The sequence below is a fragment of the Croceivirga sp. JEA036 genome, from assembly GCF_011882165.1.
In the GTDB taxonomy this organism is placed as follows: Bacteria; Bacteroidota; Bacteroidia; order Flavobacteriales; family Flavobacteriaceae; genus Croceivirga.
On sequence record NZ_JAATON010000002.1, the window covers coordinates 168,972 to 190,529 of the forward strand.

Here is a 21,558-nt window from a genome sequence, read left to right on the forward strand (position 1 = left end):
TATTAGGGTTACACGTAATTTATTTATGATTCCAAAAACATTTAAAGAGGTCATAGACCTTGGAGACGGTAGAGAAATCTCTATTGAAACCGGTAAATTGGCTAAACAGGCACATGGTTCTGTTGTAGTACAATCTGGTAAATGTATGCTATTGTGTACTGTAGTATCTAACTATGACCAGGCAGATGTAGACTTTTTGCCTTTAACTGTAGACTACAGAGAAAAATTTGCCGCTGCTGGGCGTTATCCTGGCGGATTCTTTAAAAGAGAAGCAAGACCAAGTGATGGTGAAGTTTTAACTATGCGCTTGGTAGACCGTGTTTTGCGTCCGTTATTTCCAAAAGATTATCACGCGGAAACCCAAGTTATGATTCAGTTAATGTCTCATGACCCAGAAGTTATGCCAGATGCAATGGCTGGTTTAGCAGCATCTGCAGCATTACAATTAAGTGACATTCCTTTTGAATGTGCTATTTCTGAAGTACGCGTAGGCCGCATTGACGGTAATTTTATCATCAATCCTACCCTTGCGCAATTAGCAGAGTCTGATATTGACATGGTAATAGGCGCCTCTGAAGATTCTGTGATGATGGTAGAAGGTGAGATGGATGAAATTTCTGAAGAAGAAATGGTAGAAGCCATCAAATTTGCGCATGAAGCTATTAAAGTACAGTGCGAAGCACAACGCAGATTAGCTGAAGCTTTTGGTAAAAAAGAGACTCGTGAATATGAGCCAGAAGCAGCTGACGAAGAATTAGCACAAAAAATATACGACATGGCTTATGATAAAGTTTATGCCGTAGCTAAACAAGGTTCCTCTAAAAAAGAAAGAGGTAAAGCTTTCTCTGAAATTAAAGAAGAAATAAAAGCCTCTTTTTCAGAAGAAGAGCTAGAAACCTATGGTGGCCTAGTATCTAAATACTACCACAAAGCAGAAAAAGAAGCTGTACGTAATCTAACCTTGGAAGAGGGCCTACGTTTAGATGGTAGAAAAACTGACGAGATAAGACCTATCTGGTGTGAGGTTGATTATCTACCTTCTGTTCATGGTTCTTCTGTATTTACAAGAGGTGAAACTCAAGCTCTTGCAACGGTTACTTTGGGTACGTCTAGAGAAGCAAACCAAATAGACATGCCTTCTTTTGAAGGTGAAGAAACGTTCTATTTACACTACAACTTTCCTCCGTTCTCTACTGGGGAGGCAAGACCTATACGCGGTACATCTAGAAGAGAGGTTGGTCATGGTAACTTAGCACAACGTGCTCTTAAGAAAATGATTCCTGCAGATTGCCCATACACAGTACGTGTAGTATCAGAAATCTTAGAATCTAACGGTTCTTCATCTATGGCAACCGTTTGTGCGGGTACTATGGCGTTAATGGATGCTGGTGTACAACTTAAAAAGCCTGTTTCCGGTATTGCTATGGGACTAATTACCAATACTGAAAATGGCAAATTTGCAGTACTTTCTGATATTTTAGGAGATGAAGACCACTTAGGAGACATGGACTTTAAAGTAACGGGTACAGAAGATGGTATTACGGCTTGCCAAATGGATATTAAAGTAAAAGGATTATCTTATGAAATCTTGGTAAAAGCGTTAATGCAAGCCAAAGATGGTAGAATGCATATTTTAAGCAAGCTAACTGATACCATTGCTACTCCAAATACAGAAGTTAAATCTTACGCTCCAAAAATTGTTACCAAAATTATTCCTGGAGAATACATTGGTGCTGTTATTGGTTCTGGTGGTAAAGTTATCCAAGAATTACAAAAAGAAACCAATACTACTATTGTAATTAATGAAGATCCAGTTACAGAAGAAGGTATTGTAGAAATCTTAGGTACAGACCAAGCTGGTATTGATGCTGTTATTGCTAAAATTGATGCGGTAATGTTTAAGCCAGAAGTTGGTAGTGTTTATGAAGTTAAAGTAATTAAGATGCTAGACTTTGGTGCCGTTGTAGAATATACAGATGCACCAGGAAACGAAGTCTTGTTACATGTTTCTGAATTAGCATGGGAACGCACCGATAACGTTACTGATGTAATTAACATGGGAGATGTTATTGATGTTAAATATTTTGGTGTAGATCCAAGAACTAGGAAGGAAAAAGTGTCTAGAAAAGCCCTTTTACCAAAACCTGAAGGATATAAAGAAAGACCGCCAAGAAATGATAAAGGCGGTGACCGCAGAAATAATAATAGAGATAATAGGGACAGAAAACCAAGAAGAGACTAAAACGTTTTCGACCCTTACAGAATCAAGCCCCGACCATAAGTCGGGGCTTTTATTTACAACTTTTTTTCCAAATTAATTTTACCAAAATGTAACTTTTTTCATCTTTTTACGTATAAGTAAATGGGTAAGCCCCATAAACTTAAATTGAAAGGGATAATTTTAGATGAGACAGTTAAAGATTACAAAACAGGTTACCAATAGGGAGACCGCGTCTTTAGACAAGTATTTACAAGAGATAGGAAAAGTAGATTTAATTACTGCTGATGAAGAGGTAGAATTGGCACAGCGCATTAAAGCTGGTGACCAAGTAGCACTTGAGAAATTGACCAAAGCCAACCTAAGGTTCGTTGTATCTGTAGCTAAACAATACCAAAATCAAGGTTTAACATTACCAGATTTAATTAATGAAGGTAATTTAGGGCTTATTAAAGCTGCACAACGTTTTGATGAAACTCGTGGATTTAAATTTATTTCTTATGCGGTGTGGTGGATTCGCCAATCCATCTTACAAGCTTTAGCAGAGCAGTCTCGTATTGTACGTTTACCATTAAATAAGATTGGTAGCATCAATAAAATCAATAAAACTTTTGCTTTCTTGGAGCAGGCTCACGAACGTGTACCTTCTGCAGAAGAAATTGCAAAAGAATTAGATATGACTGTAGAAGATGTAAAACAATCCCTTAAAAACTCTGGCAGACACGTTTCTATGGACGCTCCACTTATCGATGGAGAGGATTCTAATTTATACGATGTTTTAAAAAGTGGGGAATCCCCTAATCCAGATAAGGATTTATTACATGAGTCTCTTAGAACGGAGATAGAGCGCGCTTTAGAAACATTAACTCCTAGAGAAGCAGACGTAATCCGTTTGTATTTTGGGTTAGCTGGTCAGCATAGTATGACGCTTGAAGAGATAGGAGAAACCTTTGATTTAACACGCGAACGTGTTAGACAAATTAAGGAAAAAGCAATACGAAGATTAAAGCATACTTCTAGAAGTAAAATATTAAAAACATATTTGGGCTAAATCCCCAACGTAATTACGGTTTATGTGTAAGCATATTGCTTTTTATTGTTTAAAATCGTAATTTAGATGGCTACAACAGTTTATCATGACTGTTCGTTTTTTGATTGATGAATAAACTCCGGCTGATTACCGGAGTTTTTTGTTTGTAAATCTCAAAGGATTAAGAAACTTATTGAATTATTCTTAATTCTTAGCTACCTTTAGCAAAGGTTTCACAAAACCTAAAAACTGAACAGACCACTTCATGACCAGACTGTATTATGCACTAATCCTAGTGCTACTCTCCTATTCTTGTAAAAAAGAATACAAAGAAACGCTAGTAGACTTTTCTAACTACCATTTAGCAGAACCATTAACGGTACAAGCTTTGGCAGCAGAACCATTATTAGAAGCCCCTGTTACTATAAGTTTTGATGACCAAGGCCAATTGTGGGCTTTAGAGCTTACTGGATACATGCGTACCGTAGAAGGCATAAATGAAGAAGAACCGATTGGCCGAATTATCATTTTAGAAGATAAGGACCAAGATGGGTTCATGGATCACAGCAAAGTCTTTTTGGATAGTCTAAAATTAGCAAGAGCAATAAGCCATGTTTATGACGGACTTTTATACGCAGAACCACCCTATTTATATTTTACAGAAATCACTCCCGATAATACGCCTGGCAAAACTACAGTAGTAGACTCCGCATATGCTGTAGGTGGTAATGTAGAACACCAACCTAATGGGTTGCTATACAATCTAGACAATTGGATATACAATGCTAAATCTAGTAAACGTTATCGCTTAAAAGACGGTAAATGGCAGGTAGAACACACAAGTTTTAGAGGACAATGGGGAATTACCAATGACGACATGGGCCGCTTACTCTACAACGATAATTCTAATCAGCTACGGGGAGATTGGGTTTTGCCCAATATGCTTAATGCCAATCCAAAATTTAAAAATAGACAAGCCATAGGTAAGGCTATTGTTCCCAATCAAAAGTTATATCCCTTGCAAGCCACATCTATAAACAGGGGGTACTTGCCTAATATGTTAGATGAAGAACAAAAAATAAAATACTTTACTAGCGCATGTGGTCCATTGTATTTTGAAGGTTCTAACCTACCAGAAGAATTTCAAGGCGATGCTTTTGTCAGCGGGCCAGAAGCCAATTTAGTAAAACGAAATATTCTTAGGAATGATGCTTTACGTTGGCAGGGAGAACAAGCATATACAAACAAAGAGTTCCTAATTAGTAATGATGAAGGCTTTAGACCCGTAAATAATTTTAATGGTCCAGACGGGTCCCTTTATGTTGTAGATATGCACAGAGGCATTATTCAGCATAAAACATACCTGACCAGTTATTTAAGGCAACAGTATTTAGACAAAGGATTAGATTCCATTGTAGGTATGGGTAGAATTCTTCGTCTTGGTAAACAATTAAAACCGCTAAAAAAATTGAATATATCTAGTTGGTCGGATGAACGATTAATAGATTCTTTAGCATCTAAAAATATCTGGATACGCAAAAGAGCACAACAACATCTTGTTGCAAAAGGAAAAGAAAACACCATACAACTTTTAAGAAAAACTGCATCAATCAGTAACAATTACAAACAACTTATACACACTTTTTATACTTTGGATGGATTAGATGCCTTCACTACTGAACTTTTGGACAATCCTAATATTCAAAAATTTCCAAAATTAGCAGCTGTCGCCCTAAAACTTGCAGTAGAAAATAAAATCTCTTTAACCGATAATCAATTCCAAAATTTGGCATCTGTGGATAACGCTATGGTAGATTATTACTTGGGCTATTATTTAGCAATACATACAGAGGACCACATAGATTCTCGTTGGCTATCGCTAATTAAAAAATACCGAGACGCCTCTTGGTTTACAGAACCCCTAATTGCTCATAGTTTTAATAAAGAAGCAATATTCTTACAGCCAGAATACGCTGCTACAATGCCAAACACCTTACATTGGTTAGATTCTTTACAACGGATACAACTTAAAAAACCAGGTAGTTTTAAAAAAAATAAAGATCATCTAACAAGAGGTAGAATCTTGTTTAATAGACATTGCGCTACATGTCATGGCCCCGATGGTACTGGAATAGAAAATTTAGCCCCTCCACTTTTACAATCTGAATATATCACGGGACCCAAGGAAAGATTTTTAGCTGTGATGTTGTATGGATTAAATGGCCCAGTGACCGTAAATGGAAAAACCTATGATTATGGTATTAGTATGCCAGGAATAGGTGGTAGTACCGAAATAACCGACGAGAATATTAGAGATATTGGCAATTACATGAGAAACGCATTTACCAATACACCAAACCAAGATGTAGATTTAAAAACCATCTCTAAATTAAGAAACTTAAATAGGACTTTAGACCAAACATTTACAGAAATAGAATTGCATGAAACCTTTAAAACTAATTAAGCTACTACTACTACTTTTGACCACTACTTTATTTGCACAACAAAAACCTAACTGGCAACCCTTATTGCAAGGTGAGTCTTTTAAAGGGTGGACTATTAAAAACGGTACTGCCACCTATACCTTAGAAAATGGTGTAGTAACAGGCACAACTAAATTAGGTACACCAAATACGTTTTTATGCACTGATAAAATGTATACTGATTTTATTCTGGAATTTGAAGTTTGGGTTGATCCTACTGTAAATTCTGGTGTACAATTTAGAAGTAATAGTTTTGTTGCTGTGCATAATGGTAAAGTACATGGTTATCAAAGCGAAATTGACCCAAGCGAACGGGCTTGGAGTGGTGGCATATTTGAAGAGGGGTTAAGAGGATGGCTTTACAATTTAGAGAACAATCCTGTGGGTAGAAAAGCTTTTAAAAATAACCAATGGAATAACTACCGTGTACAAGCCAACGGCAACCACTTAAGCATTTGGGTTAACGGCATTAATACCGCTAACCTGAAAGACAATGCAACAGCAGAAGGTTTTATTGGACTACAAGTACATAGCATTGGCAATGAAAGCCAAGAAAACAAGAAAATTAAATGGCGTAATATTAAAATTCTAACCAAAGACTTAAAAGAACATTTAATAACTCCAACTGCACCATTAATTGATTTGACCCATAAAAAAAGGAGCACATAATGCTCCTTTTACAACTTAGTTTGGCTAAGATTAAGCTACTTTCTTAAGTGCTTTCTTGGCACTTACAGCTTTCTTAGAAGCTTTTTTAAAAGCTAACTTTCTTACTTTAGCTTCTTGTATTGCTTGTTTTACAGCTTTCTTTTTTGCTTTTTTCTTTTTAAGCTTCTTAAGGTTTTTTAGTGCTTTTGCTAAACCATTTTCCTTCTTAGAAACTTCTTTCTTAGCAACTTTAAATTGCTTTTTTAATTTCGACTTCTTTGACATGTAGTGTGAATTTTAAGATTCCAAAGTTACTAAATTGTAAACTAATCTTTAATGTAAAGAAAAATAATCTTACACAAAAGCGTATACCCATCCATATTAAAAGCATTTGCGCTAGTGCTAAACTTGATCCTTTACGTATTTTTACAGTTATAATCTAAATAACAAAATGAGCTCAAAATTAATTGCACCATCCGTTTTAGCAGCAGACTTTGCTAACTTACAACGAGACATAGAACTTATAAACGATAGCGAAGCTGATTGGTTTCACATAGATATTATGGATGGTGTTTTTGTACCTAACATCTCTTTTGGAATGCCTGTATTAAAAGCTATGGGTAAACACACTAAAAAACCGTTAGATGTACATTTAATGATTGTTGACCCAGACCGTTACATACAAACATTTGCAGATTTAGGAGCAGCTACTCTTACCGTACATTATGAGGCTTGCACTCATTTGCATAGAACTTTACAAGCTATAAAGGCTGCTGGGATGAAGGCTGGTGTTGCCTTAAACCCACATACATCCGTAGATTTATTAAAAGATACCATACAAGATGTAGATTTGGTATGTCTCATGAGTGTTAACCCAGGATTTGGAGGACAATCTTTTATAGAAAACACCTATGCTAAAGTAAAGGCACTTAAAGCATTGATTAACGATAAAAAAAGTAGTTGTCTTATTGAAATTGATGGTGGGGTTAATGCGACTAATGCAAAAGCTTTGGTAGATGCCGGAGCAGATGTATTGGTTGCTGGCAGCTTTGTTTTTGGTAGCAACAATCCAACAGAAACAATAAAAGATTTAAAAACCAGAATAGCATAATGCAAAATTTTGATGTTGTTGTAATTGGTGGTGGCCCTATTGGTATTGCATGTGGATTAGAAGCGCAAAAAAAAGGGCTATCTTATGTTATCTTAGAAAAAGGCCCAATTGTCAATTCCTTGTTTAATTATCCGGTGAATATGCAGTTTTTCTCTTCTTCAGAAAAACTAGAGATAGATGGTATTCCTTTTATAAGTAAGGAAGCCAAACCCAAACGCGATGAGGCGCTGGAGTATTACCGTAGAATTGTAACTAGCAATAACCTCAACATTCATCTTTTTGAAAAAGTAGAAAGTGTCACTCAAGAAAAGAAAGGTTTTAAAGTTACCTCTAGTAAAACCTCTTACACTACTGATAACCTTATTGTAGCAACTGGGTTTTATGATTTACCCAATACTATTAACGTTCCTGGAGAAGATTTACCCAAGGTAAGCCATTATTATAATGACCCCCACTTTTATGCAAGTCAAAAATTAGCAGTAATAGGGGCCAGTAATTCTGCTATAGATGCCGCTTTAGAATGCTATAGAAAAGGCGCTGAAGTCACGTTAATAATTCGTGGACCAGAAGTTGGTCAACGCGTAAAATACTGGGTAAGACCAGATATCATTAATCGTATTAAAGAAGGTAGTATTAACGCGCATTTTAATGCAGAAGTAAAAGAAATTAAAGAACGAGAGTTGACTATCAACACACCAGAAGGTGAACTAGCCTTAGAAAATGATTTTGTTTTAGCGTTAACGGGTTACAAACCCAATTTTGCATTTTTAGCCCAACTTGGAGTTCAACTTTCTGATGATGAAAAACGATTGCCACAGTACAATCCAGACACTATGGAAACTAATGTAAAAGGACTATACTTGGCTGGGGTAATTTGTGGTGGTATGGAAACGCACAAATGGTTTATAGAGAACAGTCGTATACATGCTAAAATGATTATTGAGGACATCCTTACCCATTCTAATCCCTGAGCACATAAAAATTTTGGTTAAGTAGATTCACATTTTAGCTTTTTTATCTTTATCTGGAGTTATAAAAGTTGTCAATCTTAAATCACATAAAAGTTCTACAACTTTAAATAGAATCAGGCTTTTTAATTACCAAATAGAAGTAGTTTTACTTCTCGAAAACTAAAAGCTTGGCATTCGCATTCTAAAAACCATCTTATAAATGACTATTTTAGAAAAACTAAAGGAACTAGGGTACCAATTACCCAATGCCTCTACACCTGGTGGTAGTTATACCTCTGTAAATGTTAGAGGAACAATAGCTTATGTTGCCATACAATTCCCCATATGGAATAATAACTTTAAATTTCAAGGTAGATTAGGAACAGAAATTTCTACTGAAGAAGGTTATAAAGCCATGGAATTATGTGCGCTAAATGTTTTAGCGCAGATGGATGAAAAAATTGGTTTTGATAATGTGGTTGGGCTTAACCATATTGATGCTTACTTTCAATCTAATGACTCTTGGGACGATTCTCCCTTAGTTGTCAATGGTGCTTCGGACACTTTTATCAAAGTTCTAGGCGAAAAAGGGATGCATTCTAGGGCCATTTTTGGTGTACATAGATTACCAAGAAATTTTAGTGTAGGGCTTACTTCATCCTTTACCATAAAACCTTAATTTCATTTTGCTTAGCATATTTTACTCACCACTAGCCTATTATAGTATACAAACGTATTGCTAGCTTTTGTTTTTTTAAGTTTTTAACGGTTAATCATCATGTTATATAGTATAAGTCCATTAATATAGTATGGCTTTTGGATTGCTTTTGTCCAAATCCCTATTATAAATGATTTTATACTACACATGTATAGGTTTTGTCTAGTACCTTGTTTTTGTTTTTTTAGACAACCACATCAATTTAGCAAACTACCACCAGTTGGTAGTACCACAAACTAAACCAAGAATTAAAACATGACTAAAACGTTTATAGCGCTGATGCTCCTAGCATTAGTGCAAATTGGTTGCAAAACCTCCTCGCAAGACACTTTAAGAGATTTTGGCAGTATCGATTTTAATAAATCTTGGGAGTTTAAATTGCAAGAGAATGATACCATCACCCCTACTTTTTTCACCAATCAAGATTGGCGTTCTTTGAATTTACCCCATGATTGGAGCGTGGAATTTCCGTTTGATAGTATTCAAGGAGAAGGCGCTACAGGTTATTTATTAGGTGGTATTGGTTGGTATAAAAAATCTTTTGACCGCAAAACTAATCCAGAAACGAATACCTATATACTTTTTGATGGAGTTTACAATAATAGCGAAGTATGGTTAAATGAAATGTCTTTAGGCAAGCATCCTTATGGATATTCTCCTTTCTTTTATAATATTACAGACCACTTAAAAAATGGTGCTAACACCGTAAAGGTAAAAGTGGACCACTCCCGTTACGCCGATAGTAGATGGTACACAGGTTCAGGAATCTATAGAAACGTAAAACTAATCACTAAACACAAGCTTCATATTCCTATCTGGGGTACGTTCATAACCACACCAAAAATTACGGAAGATAACGCATTGATACAAAACCAAATTACCCTAAAAAATGATTTTAAAGATGCGCAGCAATTTGATGTAATTTTTACAGTTTTAAATGAAAACGGCGATACCGTCACTAGTACTAGACAGAAGGAAAGTTTAGAGGGATTAACCGAGAAAAGCATCACCCTAAAAAACAGCATAACTTCACCACATTTGTGGGATATTGATAATCCGTATCGCTATACGGCCATAACACAAATTGTAAAAGAAGAAAAGCTTGTAGATGAAAACAAAACTCCTTTTGGTATACGCACTATAAAGTTTGATGTTGACCATGGTTTCTTTCTAAATGGAAAAAACCACAAAATAAAAGGCGTTTGCTTGCATCATGATGGTGGTTTAGTAGGCGCTGCAGTTCCTAAGGCAGTATGGCGAAGGCGTTTACAGCATTTAAAAGACGCGGGAACTAATGCGATTAGAGCAGCACATAATCCACCTTCTGAAGAGTTTTTAGATTTATGTGATGAAATGGGTTTCTTAGTACAAAATGAATTCTTTGACGAGTGGGATAATCCCAAAGATAAGCGCTTAAATATGCATGAGCGTAGTGAAGATTATATAACTAGAGGTTATACAGAACATTTTCAAGATTGGGCAGAAATAGACCTAAAAACAACCATGTTAAGAGACCGCAATCACCCATCTATAATACAATGGAGCATAGGTAATGAAATAGAGTGGACCTACCCAAGATACGCGCATGCAACTGGCTTTTTTAATATGGATTGGTCTGGTAATTATTTTTGGTCAGAACCGCCCATACCGCCTAGTGAAATTAAAGAACGATATGATGAAAGTGAAAAGGGAAAATATGTTTTAGCAGAGACCGCCGCCAAACTATCTAGATGGACGAAGGAAATGGACACCACCCGTTACGTAACTGCTAATTGTATTTTACCTTCTGCAAGCCATTTAACTGGCTATGCAGATGCACTAGATGTAATTGGATACAGCTATAGACGGGTATTGTATGATTATGGCCATACTAACTATCCTGATATACCTATTATGGGCACAGAAAATCTAGTACAATGGCACGAGTGGAAAGCCATACAAGAAAGGCCTTTTATATCCGGCACCTTTTTATGGACGGGTATTGATTATATGGGTGAATCTAATAAAAAGTGGCCTCAAAAAGCAACGCAAAGCGGTATGTTAGACGTTGCTGGATTTAAAAAGCCATCATATCATATGATGAAGACCTTATGGAATGAGAAACCCCATATTTTCATTGGGACTCAAACCTCTGAAAAATCTCAATACAAAGTAAACCCTGATGGTAGTATTGTAGAGAAAAAACCTGGTCAATGGCAAAAAGCACTTTGGCAATGGCATGATGTTAACACGCACTGGAACTACCCTGTAAATACCACAACCATAGTAGAATTATACAGCAATTGCCAAAAGATTGAATTGTTTTTAAACGATACATCCTTAGGCAAAAAGCAATTATCGGACTTTGAAGACCGGATTTTTAAGTGGGAAGTTCCTTTTAGTGCAGGAACGCTAAAAGCAATTGGCTATTCCCAAGAAGGTCGTAAACTTACAGAGCAAACGCTACATACCGCAGGCAAAATGGAAGCCATAGAATTGAGTATAGATACCCAAACATTAGTAGCAGATGGGTATGATGTGGCGCATATCGTAGCACAATTAGTAGATGGCAATAACAATCCAATTCGGCATACAGATGGCGTTATAACTTTTACACTACCAGAAGAATTAAAATTACTAGGCGTAGATAACGGAAGTGCAACGAGCACACAGCCCTACCAATCTAATACAGTAACCACTAATTTAGGTAGATGCCTGTTATTGGTTCAAAGCACCGAAACCAAAGGTGATTTTACAATAGAAGCAACAACTTCTAATGGCTTAAAGGCATCCATCCCAATTAATGTAAACTAAGGAAAATGTAAAAATCCTAGATTGTTCTAGGATTTTTACTGTTTAAATAGATTATAGTAGTGCTAACTTATCGCCTTAAAAATTAAAAAGCCATATACCAAGAATCGTACATATCTAAATAAAGCCCATAAGAGATAATTCTTAAAGTTATAACTAATTAATCCAGAAGCTAAACTTACTAATGAATGGGGAACTGGAGACACTGCTCCAAGAAAAACAAAAAGACCTCCCCATTTATTTAAATTACTAATGTGGGTAGCAACTTTTAATTCTAAATAATTCTTAACCAAGGATATTTTTGATAATTTATTGCCAATACCATAAGCTATTATGCCCCCCAGATAGGATAAGCTGGCCAAATAAAACAAGTACAACCACGGAGTGGTTACCTTAGCTGCCCATGCTATAAAAATCTCTGGAGGTAATAAGCCCATAATCGTTTCTGATCCTAAAAACAGACCAAAAACTAACAATGGAGGATAGGTTTCTACCACCTTATTAAGAATAGTATTAAAATCTAATACGTAATACTCTAAACCAATAATCAGCGCAACAAAAAAGGCAATTACTGTACCCCCTTTAATCGCTGTTGCCTTTAAAAAAGAATAAAAACGAGTTATTTTATAATAACGGTTTAGTAGCGATAAACGCTTTGTAAAACCGGGACTTAGCATAGCTATTAATTAGATGTGTTACCAACGGCTAAATTTAAGTTTGTATTGCCGTGTTTATTATAAATAAAGCTTAAAATAGTACTTTAAAATGATAAAATTACTGCATCAGCTGTAACATTATTGTTCTAACGGGCACCAATATAGCAAAACAATTATATCTTAAACAAAACACTGTAAAGTTAAACAAGTATGGGCTTAATAAACAAAATTTTGGGAAACGCAAGTGAAGTATCTTCTGAAAAACTTACTGAAAAATACAGTAAACTATTGGTAGATAATGAAGTAATAGAATTAGGTTTTAAGCTAATGAGAGACACTTTTATGTTTACCAACAAAAGACTAATTCTAATAGATGTACAGGGCCTAACAGGAAGTAAAACAGAATGCAAATCCATGCCTTATAAAAACATATCTAGATTTTCTTTAGAAACTGCTGGCACCTTTGACCTAGATGCTGAGCTTAAAATTTGGATTTCTAGTGAAGATATTCCATCTGTTAGCAAAAAATTTAATAAGAGTATTGATGTATATGCTGTACAACGCTATTTAGCGAGCAAAGTAATGTAGTTTAATTTATTGTTAGTCTTCTCATTCTACACCGATAGGTATCAAAAAAAGCTGTAAGTTAGCATATTACAGCTTTTATTTGACCAATTTTAGCCAACCACAAATGAATTTACTAACAAAACTTTTTAGAAAAAGAACCAACAAATCTTCGGTTAGAAAAAGAAAAAATCAACCAGATGTAGTGGATTTTTCAAAAGAAAATGACCTTATGAACTGGGCTATTGAAAAGGCCCGTTTAACCCTACACTATTTTGAAGCTTCATTAGAGAACCCTAAACCGAACCAACATTATTTCTCTATAAAAGTAAAGATTGAGGATGGCAACAACACAGAACATATTTGGCTAATAGAGCCTAGTTTTGACCAAGAGGGAAATTTGTTTGGTATAGTTGGTAATGAACCTATAGATGTTACCAATATAAAATACGATCAAAAAATAGGAATAGACCGTGAATTAATATCCGATTGGATGATTGTAGAACAAGGCCGTTTAATTGGTGGCTATACCATCCGTGCAATACGGGATACATTAGAATCTCATCAACTATTAGATTTTGATAAAAGCCTAGGCCATTTAATTGTAGATGAAGGTGAGGACCATTTTATGCCCAACGGAGATACACCAGAAGGTGCAATACTTGCTTTGGAAGCAGCTTATAATCAAGACAATTTGGAGAATGCTTTAGATTACAAGGATTTTAAAGCAGAAGCTTCCTTAATGTTAAATAAATTAGAGAACATTCCAAAAACACAGGATATTATTAAACAAACTGCAGAGACTTTAAAACTATCTTACATTGCCGCTTTACGTAAAGAAGGAATGCCCAAGTTTAACCATGTACAAAGAGCCTTTCCTAAAAGAGAGCGTATAGATGATAATCATATAATTATAACAGAAGTTTGTACCTATCCAGATCATGGAAAATCTGTACAACGACTTATGACTTACAAGTCAGAAAATGGATGGAAGGTATTGTCCATAGTTGATTAGAATTTATTTTTAGTTGATTAAAAACAATATAAACTCCATCTAACTAAACCTTTTAAAGAACATTTATTCTCAGATATTATTTGACAAGTAGGTGATTTATAAATTTCGCTACCTTTAAACCAAATACTTTTAAAATACTTGTCAGATGACCACCATGAAGAAGATAACAAAAGTTTTGGGTGCACTAATTGCCCTAACTCTTATTTGTGTGGTAACTTGTAACGGTATTATAGAATCTAATGCAAAAAATAAAACCTATTCTGCTACTAAAAATATGCCCACCAATAAAGTTGGTCTACTGTTGGGTACGGCAAAATGGCTAAAACAGGGCGGAATCAATCCTTATTTTGAATATAGAATTAGAGCTACAGTAGCCCTTTTTAAAGCAAACAAAATTGAATATGTTTTAGTAAGTGGAGATAATGGTACACAGTATTACAATGAACCTTCAGAATTTAAAAAAGAATTGGTCAAAAAAGGTATCCCTGCAGAGCGAATTATTTTAGACTATGCCGGTTTCCGAACCCTAGATTCTGTAGTTAGAGCAAAAGAGGTTTTTGGCCAAACCAGTATCACAATTATTTCCCAAGAATTCCACAACGAACGAGCCATATATTTGGCCGAGAATCATGGTCTTAAAGCTATAGGATTTAATGCCAAAACCGTAAAAGGCAGAAACGGTTTAAAAACACAACTACGAGAATACTTTGCGAGAACAAAAGTGTTCTTAGACATACTTTTCCAAGTAAAACCTAAATTCTTAGGAGAAAAAATTTCTATTTAGATAGTTTACTGAGTTGCTTTTTTTCTTAAAATATGTAGTCAACACTAATAGTACTAGGCGTTAGTTGTTTTTAAATAAACCCTTGAAATAGTTGTTTTACTAGTATTACGTTTAGCTCATTTATTTAAATTTTAAAATAACGTCATCATTCTATTTGTAGAGACAGTTATGTATCAATCACATAACGTCAAGGTAGGTTGTGGTTATAAAAAATATTGCTCCTACATTTCAATTGCTGAATAGAGTAGTTTTGATAAGAAGATGAACTCAGCTATAACTATAAAAAAATGTAATTTTTTTTGCAAAAACAACTAAAAAAGCCTTGACTACATGCAAGTCAAGGCTTTTTCTTTAAATTATATTTAGTTACTTAGAAATTGTAACGCACACCCAAATTTAAACCAATACCACTAGCATTTACGTACTGCGTTGGTATATTCCTTGGTTCATTTTCACTCTCACCAGTTGCATTGTCAATAGTAAAACTATCAGAAAAAATAAATTCTTTCTCTGCTCTTGGCAAATCTTCTAATTGTTGTCCTGGCACCAATTGCGACTGGTCACCTGTAACTGCTCTAGTGACGTAGCTCTTTATTTCTGCAGATTTACTTTTTATCGTAAAACTCTTAAACTCCAACTCACTATATAATTCCCATTTATCATTCAACGGATACGTTACCCCAACTGCACCAGAATAACCTACACTAAAATGGCTTTTAACCTCAGATTCTGCGTTAACCATAATATCAGTACCATCACCACCACCGTCTATTTGTAAAACATTAGTATCTATAGTTAAATCGCCGCCAACGGTCAATAACAATCCAGCGCGTACGTATGGATTCCATTTAGAAAAGTTTGGAGTTAAATATATTGCCGGATTCAAATCGAAACCTTGTATCTCTACATGTGATGAAGAAATAATATTAGGAGTAACTACCTCCCCTACAAGTGTGCTATTGCCTCTAAAATAGTTTAATCCCATTTCTGCACCTATATACTCATTAAACATATAGCCCCCAGCTACAAAAAACTTATAACCAGCCCCAGCGGTACCATTTAAAGATTCTACAGTTGTGGTGCTACCATCTGCGCTAACACGTATAGAAGTAGATTGTTCAATACCTGTAATACCATTAGGGTCTGTATTATTAAACTCACTCTTAGAAAATTCATCAGAATATCCACCCCCTGCTTTAACGTACCATTGTTGTGCACTAACGTGTGTTGCAGCAATTAGCAACAAACCAAAAATTACCCTTCTCATTAATATCAGTTTTTGAAATTTTTGCAGAGATAACAAAAATTGAACTCAAGTTTTAACACATTTAACATAAGTTTTATCCTGAAAGATGGCTTCTGAATCTAAGCAAAAGCGTAATACCTACACGCTCATTATTTTACTTGTACTATTAGTTGAATAAATAAGATATGTGCCGTTTGAAAGAATAACATTATTTAACACATATCTTACAAAAAAATTTAATTGCAAACGAGTCGCATTTAACAATTATTGATATATTTATCTCCTATGTAATGCGATTCATTCGCACTTAACAAAATAATAATGTCTCAATTTGATGTAATAATTATAGGAGGCAGCAATGCAGGCTTATCTGCTGCACTAACTTTAGGCCGTTCTTTACGTTCTGTTTTAGTTATAGATAATGGCCTTCCCTGCAATGCCCAAACACCGCATTCTCACAACTTCTTAACACAAGATGGTAAAACCCCTGCCGAGCTTGCAACATTAGCAAAAGCAGACGTATCCAAGTATACTACCGTTGAATTCGTATATGATACTGCACTAAAAGCAATCAATTATGAGAACCATATGGAAGTTGGCACAGAAAAACATGGCACATTTACTGCTAAAAAACTGGTATTGGCTACAGGAATAAAAGATGTTTTACCTACCATTCCTGGTTTTAAGGAATGTTGGGGAATTTCTGTGGTGCACTGTCCGTTTTGTCACGGCTATGAAATTAAGTCTAAACCTACTGCCCTACTTGCAAAGGGCGAAATGGCAATGCATATGGCAGGAATGATACATCATCTAACCCATAATTTAATCTTACTCACCGATGGAGAGGGCGATTTGAACGAGAATCAACTTGCCAAATTACAAAAACATCATATTGAAGTTGTAAATCATAAAATTGATTCTCTTACGCATACGGCAGGACAAATTGAGAACGTAGTTTTCACCAATGGAGATGAATTAGCTATAGAAGCACTGTATGCCAAAGTACCCTTTACATTACCTATTGGCATTTTAAACGCTCTGGGTTGTTCCCTTGACGAAAATGGTTTCATAGCTGTTGATGAAATGCAAAAAACCACTAATCCTAATGTTTTTGCCTGTGGAGATAATAGTTCTAGATTACGCTCTGTAGCCCATGCCGTTGCTTCTGGAAACAAAGCGGGCGCTGTGATACATATGGAATTGGTCCACGAATCTTTCTAAATCATTTTGTGGTAAAACAGCGACCACAATAGGCATAAAAAAACGCTCAATTAAATTGAGCGTTTTTTGTAATAATACTATGGTGTGACCCAGGGAGGATTCGAACCCCCAACCCTCAGAGCCGAAATCTGATATTCTATCCAGTTGAACTACTGGGCCATTTTTATTATTAAGAACTTAATTTTTCTTTTACTAAAGTAGAAATAGTTTTTCCGTCTGCTTGCCCTGCAAGTTCTTTAGACACAATGCCCATAACCTTACCCATATCTTGCATTCCATTGGCACCAACAGCAGCTATAGTCTGTACTACTACTTTTTCTACCTCTTCTGCTGTTAATTGTTCTGGCAAAAACTTTTCTATTACAGCAACCTGCGCTAGTTCTGGTTCTGCCAAATCATCTCTACCCTGCTCAGAAAAAATGGCTGCACTGTCCTTACGCTGTTTTACTAGTTTCTGTACTAGTTTGACCTCTTCTTCTTCTGTTAATTCTGCACCAGCGCCTTTATCGGTCTTTGCCAACAGAATAGCAGATTTAATAGCTCGCAGCGCCTCTAAAGCCACGGTATCTTTGGCTTTCATAGCAGCTTTCATGTCCGTCATTACGTTTTCTTGCAATCCCATAATCTAGCTTATTTAGGCTAGCGAAGATAAAAAAATAAACCCGAAAAAATTTAGTTTTCGGGCTTATACTCATATAATCGACTTTAGAGTTCTTAGTCTACATTATCATGTAAATAAGAATTGTTGCTACGCAACTGTATTTCGTCATTGCTATCCTCGCCCAAGCTCATCCTAGACACTCTTTGTTCCTTGTTACCTTCTTCAAACTCTACCCCTTGTCTTTTGTAAGCTGGTACCTTTTCAATTTCGTCTAAACTAGAGCGGTTATTTTTAAACTTGTAATTAAAATTCTTAAGTTTTCTTTTACGCTCATCTGCTCGTTGTTTAAGCAAATCGCTAATAGAACTATTCATTGGATCCATATCACCACCACCATTTTCTTGAGTCTCAGTTTTGGCTATTGGTTTTGGTTCCTTTTCTAAAGTTTCTACTGTTCGTTTCTCAAAATTGATCTCTTCTTCTTTTAATTTTGGCTCAGAAGTTTCTACTTTTTTAGATTGAGCTGCGGTTAGTTTTGTTTCTAACTCCATATACTCCTCTAAATTATAGCGCGTTTCTGCTGTCTTCTGGTATTCTTGAGTTGGCTGCACCTCTACATAATCTTTAACCTCCATGTCCTTGATGTCATCATCCAAATCAAAAACTATAGTATTTGTAGCTTCTTCTTTGTCTTCTTTAACATCATTCAACGGCATATCAAAACTAAGTGTAAACTGATCTTCGTTCGTGGTTGCTTTTGGATGTACCAATTCTGCATCTATCACTTCAATTTTACTAAGAATATCTTTGGCTTCTATGATGATAAAGTCATCTTCCTTAGGTCTAGCAATAACTTCTTTAACAGGCTCAGCTACTACCTCCTCATAAAATACATTGAAATTACGAATGTAGCTCGTAGTTGGTATTAAATCTGATTCTGGCTCTCTGATGACCTGCTTAGGCTTATCCTCTTCTAAGGTATGCTTTATAACTGGTTTAGGAGTAATTGGCTCCTCTACAGCATCTTCTAGTGTAAAACGCTTTATACCAGCATCGCCACTTAAATCGTGCGTAGCTTTTTGCTCGTCTTCTAGCGTGTGAATAATTTTCTTAGTCTCTGTATTTACTATCTCATCTTGTTGGTCTACTGCAAAACCGGTAGCAATTACTGTTACCGCAATAGCTTCTCCAAGGTTTTCATCTTCACCAACACCCATGATAATGTTTGCCCCATGACCCGCCTCTATCTGGATATGGTCATTAATTTCACCAATTTCATCAATGGTAATTTCTTGAGAACCAGAAACAATTAACAATAATACATTTTTAGCCCCACGTATTTTATTGTCATTTAATAAAGGGGAATCTAAAGCTTTAGTTATTGCTTCATTAGCTCTAGTGGAGCCAGACGCCATAGCAGAACCCATTATGGCAGTACCACTATTACTTAGTACGGTCTTAGCATCTCTAAGGTCAATATTTTGAGTGTAGTGGTGTGTTATTACTTCTGCAATACCCCTAGCTGCAGTGGCTAAAACTTCATCTGCTTTAGAGAAACCTGCTTTAAAACCAAGGTTACCATATACTTCTCTAAGCTTGTTATTATTTATAACAATGAGAGAGTCTACGTTAGCTCGCAACTTTTCTATACCCAATTGTGCTTGTTTGTTACGCATTGCTCCTTCAAATTGAAAAGGAATGGTAACAATACCTACGGTAAGCACGTCTAATTCTCTGGCAATTTTGGCAATTACAGGGGCTGCACCCGTACCTGTACCACCACCCATACCAGCGGTTATAAAGACCATCTTAGTTGTACTCTCTAACATGTTCTTTAACTCTTCCATACTCTCCAAGGCCGCTTGTTCCCCAACCTCTGGGTTGGCTCCAGCTCCTAATCCTTCTGTTAAAGAAACCCCTAATTGAATTTTATTAGGTACTGCACTGTTTTCTAAGGCTTGCGAATCTGTATTACAGATTACAAAATCCACCCCGTTAATACCAGCAGTGAACATGTGGTTTATGGCATTGCTACCGCCACCACCAACGCCAATTACCTTGATAACGTTACTTTTATGCTTTGGCAAATCGAATGCTATATTATCGAACTCGTTGCTATTACTCATGGTGCTTATTTTTCTGGGTACGTTTATTCTGCGTTATCTAAAAAGTCTTTCAATTTCTCTGACCATTTGTCAAAAATGGACTTACGTTCTCTGCTAGATGCGGTTACGGTTTGGCGCTGTGTTTGCACATGTTGCTGCTCCTCCCCAACCAACACCTCTTCTTGCTGTTGTTGCTCTCTTGGCTGCTCTTCTGTAGCCAATGTTTCTTCTTGCGCTTCAGTTACATTTCTAACATCATTCTTAAGAGCATTCATTAATAAACCAACTGCAGTTGCATACAGTGGGCTAGCGATACTATCATCAGAATCACCTGCTAAATGCTCATTAGGATAACCAATACGGGTATCCATACCGGTAATATATTCTACCAATTGCTTAAGGTGTTTTAATTGGCTACCACCGCCGGTTAATACAATGCCAGCAATAAGTTTTTTCTTCTGATCTTCATGACCATAATTTCTAATTTCTACATACACCTGCTCAATAATCTCTACCACACGTGCATGAATAATTTTAGAAAGATTTTTTAGGGTGATTTCTTTTGGTTCACGACCACGAAGACCTGGTATGGATACAATCTCATTGTCTTTGTTTTCACCTGGCCAAGCAGAACCAAATTTAATTTTAAGCAATTCTGCTTGCTTTTCTATAATAGAACAACCTTCTTTAATATCTTCTGTAATCACATTACCACCAAACGGAATTACAGCGGTATGGCGAATGATACCATCTTTAAAAATGGCTAAATCTGTAGTACCACCACCTATATCTATTAAAGCAACACCTGCCTCTTTTTCTTCTTGACTAAGCACAGCTTCTGCAGACGCTAAAGGCTCCAAGGTGATGTTACCTAAATCTAAACCTGCACTTTTAATACATCTACCTATATTTTTAATAGACGATACTTGCCCTACTACTACATGAAAGTTAGCCTCTAATCTACCACCGTACATACCCATAGGCTCTTTAATCTCTGATTGGCCATCTACTCGGTATTCTTGTGGTAAAACATGAATTATTTCTTCGCCTGGTAGCATAACCAATTTATACACTTGGTTACACAGCAAATCCAAATCGTCCTCATTAATTACTTCTTCTGCATTCGGTCTAGTTATGTAATCACTATGCTGTAAACTACGGATATGTTGGCCAGCAATACCTACAACAACGGACCCAATTTTTAAGCCAGAATTTAACTCGGCTTGCTCTACTGCTTGTTGTATAGAGGCAATGGTTTGGGTAATATTGTTGACTACCCCTCTATGCACCCCTAGACTCTTACTTTTACCAGAACCTAGAATCTCTATTTTACCATACTCATTCTCCCGACCAATAATCGCAACGATTTTGGTGGTACCAATGTCTAAACCAACTGAATATTTACCTTGTTCCATACC

18 protein-coding genes and 1 tRNA gene are annotated in these 21,558 nt (G+C 36.0%); 12 read left to right on the top strand and 7 right to left on the bottom strand.

All coding sequences use genetic code 11. The features are described from left to right. Positions 1 to 25: 25 nt before the first annotated feature. The 4 genes from HCO57_RS05595 to HCO57_RS05610 all read left to right on the top strand — a co-directional run bounded on the left by HCO57_RS05595 (position 26) and on the right by HCO57_RS05610 (position 6,400). Positions 26 to 2,242 carry a polyribonucleotide nucleotidyltransferase gene (locus HCO57_RS05595; protein WP_167988218.1) on the top strand — a complete coding sequence of 739 codons (2,217 nt, stop codon included), beginning with the start codon at positions 26 to 28 and terminating at the stop codon, positions 2,240 to 2,242. Between the two features lie 163 nt (positions 2,243 to 2,405). Next, positions 2,406 to 3,269 (top strand): RNA polymerase sigma factor RpoD/SigA, encoded by an 864-nt coding sequence (locus tag HCO57_RS05600; RefSeq protein ID WP_136951765.1) that lies wholly within the window; start codon positions 2,406 to 2,408, stop codon positions 3,267 to 3,269. A gap of 244 nt (positions 3,270 to 3,513) precedes the next feature. After that, complete coding sequence (locus HCO57_RS05605) at positions 3,514 to 5,712, top strand: c-type cytochrome (RefSeq protein WP_167988219.1); 2,199 nt, start codon at positions 3,514 to 3,516, stop codon at positions 5,710 to 5,712. Continuing rightward, a complete protein-coding gene (locus tag HCO57_RS05610; RefSeq protein WP_167988220.1) occupies positions 5,690 to 6,400 on the top strand; it encodes a DUF1080 domain-containing protein in 711 nt (236 codons plus the stop codon). Before HCO57_RS05605 ends, HCO57_RS05610 begins: the two co-directional genes overlap by 23 nt. Positions 6,401 to 6,430: 30 nt before the next feature. Here the strand turns inward: HCO57_RS05610 and HCO57_RS05615 are convergent, their stop codons facing one another. Continuing rightward, positions 6,431 to 6,664: a hypothetical protein gene (locus HCO57_RS05615; protein ID WP_136951770.1), complete on the bottom strand. Its 234-nt coding sequence runs from the start codon at positions 6,662 to 6,664 to the stop codon at positions 6,431 to 6,433. Between the two features lie 166 nt (positions 6,665 to 6,830). Here HCO57_RS05615 and rpe point away from each other — a divergent pair, with 166 nt between their 5' ends. The 4 genes from rpe to HCO57_RS05635 all read left to right on the top strand — a co-directional run bounded on the left by rpe (position 6,831) and on the right by HCO57_RS05635 (position 11,951). Then, a complete protein-coding gene (rpe, locus tag HCO57_RS05620; RefSeq protein ID WP_167988221.1) occupies positions 6,831 to 7,490 on the top strand; it encodes a ribulose-phosphate 3-epimerase in 660 nt (219 codons plus the stop codon). After that, on the top strand, positions 7,490 to 8,461 hold the full coding sequence (locus HCO57_RS05625) for a YpdA family putative bacillithiol disulfide reductase (RefSeq protein ID WP_167988222.1): 972 nt from the start codon (positions 7,490 to 7,492) through the stop codon (positions 8,459 to 8,461). The genes rpe and HCO57_RS05625 overlap by 1 nt, the downstream gene beginning before the upstream one ends. A 199-nt stretch (positions 8,462 to 8,660) precedes the next feature. Beyond that, positions 8,661 to 9,119 carry a RidA family protein gene (locus HCO57_RS05630; RefSeq protein WP_167988223.1) on the top strand — a complete coding sequence of 153 codons (459 nt, stop codon included), beginning with the start codon at positions 8,661 to 8,663 and terminating at the stop codon, positions 9,117 to 9,119. A 294-nt stretch (positions 9,120 to 9,413) separates the two neighbouring features. After that, positions 9,414 to 11,951: a glycoside hydrolase family 2 TIM barrel-domain containing protein gene (locus tag HCO57_RS05635; protein WP_167988224.1), complete on the top strand. Its 2,538-nt coding sequence runs from the start codon at positions 9,414 to 9,416 to the stop codon at positions 11,949 to 11,951. A gap of 62 nt (positions 11,952 to 12,013) precedes the next feature. Here the strand turns inward: HCO57_RS05635 and HCO57_RS05640 are convergent, their stop codons facing one another. Then, complete coding sequence (locus HCO57_RS05640) at positions 12,014 to 12,625, bottom strand: YqaA family protein (protein ID WP_167988225.1); 612 nt, start codon at positions 12,623 to 12,625, stop codon at positions 12,014 to 12,016. 189 nt (positions 12,626 to 12,814) lie between these two features. On the opposite strand from HCO57_RS05640, the gene HCO57_RS05645 reads away from it, so the two are divergent. The 3 genes from HCO57_RS05645 to HCO57_RS05655 all read left to right on the top strand — a co-directional run bounded on the left by HCO57_RS05645 (position 12,815) and on the right by HCO57_RS05655 (position 14,967). Beyond that, positions 12,815 to 13,192 (top strand): PH domain-containing protein, encoded by a 378-nt coding sequence (locus HCO57_RS05645; RefSeq protein WP_136951776.1) that lies wholly within the window; start codon positions 12,815 to 12,817, stop codon positions 13,190 to 13,192. 103 nt (positions 13,193 to 13,295) lie between these two features. Beyond that, positions 13,296 to 14,183: a YegJ family protein gene (locus HCO57_RS05650; RefSeq protein WP_136951777.1), complete on the top strand. Its 888-nt coding sequence runs from the start codon at positions 13,296 to 13,298 to the stop codon at positions 14,181 to 14,183. A gap of 154 nt (positions 14,184 to 14,337) precedes the next feature. Then, entirely contained in the window at positions 14,338 to 14,967 is a 630-nt protein-coding gene (locus HCO57_RS05655; RefSeq protein ID WP_167988666.1) for a vancomycin high temperature exclusion protein, read from the top strand. A gap of 370 nt (positions 14,968 to 15,337) precedes the next feature. Here the strand turns inward: HCO57_RS05655 and HCO57_RS05660 are convergent, their stop codons facing one another. Continuing rightward, positions 15,338 to 16,234, bottom strand: coding sequence for an outer membrane beta-barrel protein (locus tag HCO57_RS05660; RefSeq protein WP_167988226.1), 897 nt, complete (start codon positions 16,232 to 16,234; stop codon positions 15,338 to 15,340). A gap of 300 nt (positions 16,235 to 16,534) precedes the next feature. Here HCO57_RS05660 and HCO57_RS05665 point away from each other — a divergent pair, with 300 nt between their 5' ends. Then, entirely contained in the window at positions 16,535 to 17,434 is a 900-nt protein-coding gene (locus tag HCO57_RS05665) for an NAD(P)/FAD-dependent oxidoreductase (RefSeq protein WP_167988227.1), read from the top strand. A gap of 85 nt (positions 17,435 to 17,519) precedes the next feature. Here HCO57_RS05665 and HCO57_RS05670 read toward each other — a convergent pair. From HCO57_RS05670 to ftsA, 4 genes are all read right to left on the bottom strand, one after another. Continuing rightward, positions 17,520 to 17,593, bottom strand: a tRNA-Arg gene (locus HCO57_RS05670). A 10-nt stretch (positions 17,594 to 17,603) separates the two neighbouring features. After that, positions 17,604 to 18,056 (bottom strand): GatB/YqeY domain-containing protein, encoded by a 453-nt coding sequence (locus HCO57_RS05675; protein WP_136949627.1) that lies wholly within the window; start codon positions 18,054 to 18,056, stop codon positions 17,604 to 17,606. Positions 18,057 to 18,148: 92 nt separating this feature from the next. Then, entirely contained in the window at positions 18,149 to 20,161 is a 2,013-nt protein-coding gene (gene ftsZ / locus HCO57_RS05680; RefSeq protein WP_167988228.1) for a cell division protein FtsZ, read from the bottom strand. Between the two features lie 23 nt (positions 20,162 to 20,184). Next, positions 20,185 to 21,555: a cell division protein FtsA gene (gene ftsA, locus HCO57_RS05685; protein ID WP_167988229.1), complete on the bottom strand. Its 1,371-nt coding sequence runs from the start codon at positions 21,553 to 21,555 to the stop codon at positions 20,185 to 20,187. Between the last annotated feature and the right edge of the window lie 3 nt (positions 21,556 to 21,558).

Excerpts from the sequence above, each read along its gene's own strand:
- HCO57_RS05595 (WP_167988218.1), top strand. The coding sequence starts at position 26 with ATGATTCCAAAAACATTTAAAGAGGTCATAGACCTTGGAGACGGTAGA.
- HCO57_RS05615 (WP_136951770.1), bottom strand. The coding sequence starts at position 6,664 with ATGTCAAAGAAGTCGAAATTAAAAAAGCAATTTAAAGTTGCTAAGAAA.
- HCO57_RS05600 (WP_136951765.1), top strand. The coding sequence starts at position 2,406 with ATGAGACAGTTAAAGATTACAAAACAGGTTACCAATAGGGAGACCGCG.
- HCO57_RS05675 (WP_136949627.1), bottom strand. The coding sequence starts at position 18,056 with ATGGGATTGCAAGAAAACGTAATGACGGACATGAAAGCTGCTATGAAA.
- HCO57_RS05605 (WP_167988219.1), top strand. The coding sequence starts at position 3,514 with ATGACCAGACTGTATTATGCACTAATCCTAGTGCTACTCTCCTATTCT.
- HCO57_RS05650 (WP_136951777.1), top strand. The coding sequence starts at position 13,296 with ATGAATTTACTAACAAAACTTTTTAGAAAAAGAACCAACAAATCTTCG.
- HCO57_RS05630 (WP_167988223.1), top strand. The coding sequence starts at position 8,661 with ATGACTATTTTAGAAAAACTAAAGGAACTAGGGTACCAATTACCCAAT.
- ftsZ (WP_167988228.1), bottom strand. The coding sequence starts at position 20,161 with ATGAGTAATAGCAACGAGTTCGATAATATAGCATTCGATTTGCCAAAG.
- ftsA (WP_167988229.1), bottom strand. The coding sequence starts at position 21,555 with ATGGAACAAGGTAAATATTCAGTTGGTTTAGACATTGGTACCACCAAA.
- HCO57_RS05665 (WP_167988227.1), top strand. The coding sequence starts at position 16,535 with ATGTCTCAATTTGATGTAATAATTATAGGAGGCAGCAATGCAGGCTTA.
- HCO57_RS05625 (WP_167988222.1), top strand. The coding sequence starts at position 7,490 with ATGCAAAATTTTGATGTTGTTGTAATTGGTGGTGGCCCTATTGGTATT.
- HCO57_RS05660 (WP_167988226.1), bottom strand. The coding sequence starts at position 16,234 with ATGAGAAGGGTAATTTTTGGTTTGTTGCTAATTGCTGCAACACACGTT.
- HCO57_RS05655 (WP_167988666.1), top strand. The coding sequence starts at position 14,338 with ATGAAGAAGATAACAAAAGTTTTGGGTGCACTAATTGCCCTAACTCTT.
- rpe (WP_167988221.1), top strand. The coding sequence starts at position 6,831 with ATGAGCTCAAAATTAATTGCACCATCCGTTTTAGCAGCAGACTTTGCT.
- HCO57_RS05610 (WP_167988220.1), top strand. The coding sequence starts at position 5,690 with ATGAAACCTTTAAAACTAATTAAGCTACTACTACTACTTTTGACCACT.
- HCO57_RS05645 (WP_136951776.1), top strand. The coding sequence starts at position 12,815 with ATGGGCTTAATAAACAAAATTTTGGGAAACGCAAGTGAAGTATCTTCT.
- HCO57_RS05640 (WP_167988225.1), bottom strand. The coding sequence starts at position 12,625 with ATGCTAAGTCCCGGTTTTACAAAGCGTTTATCGCTACTAAACCGTTAT.
- HCO57_RS05635 (WP_167988224.1), top strand. The coding sequence starts at position 9,414 with ATGACTAAAACGTTTATAGCGCTGATGCTCCTAGCATTAGTGCAAATT.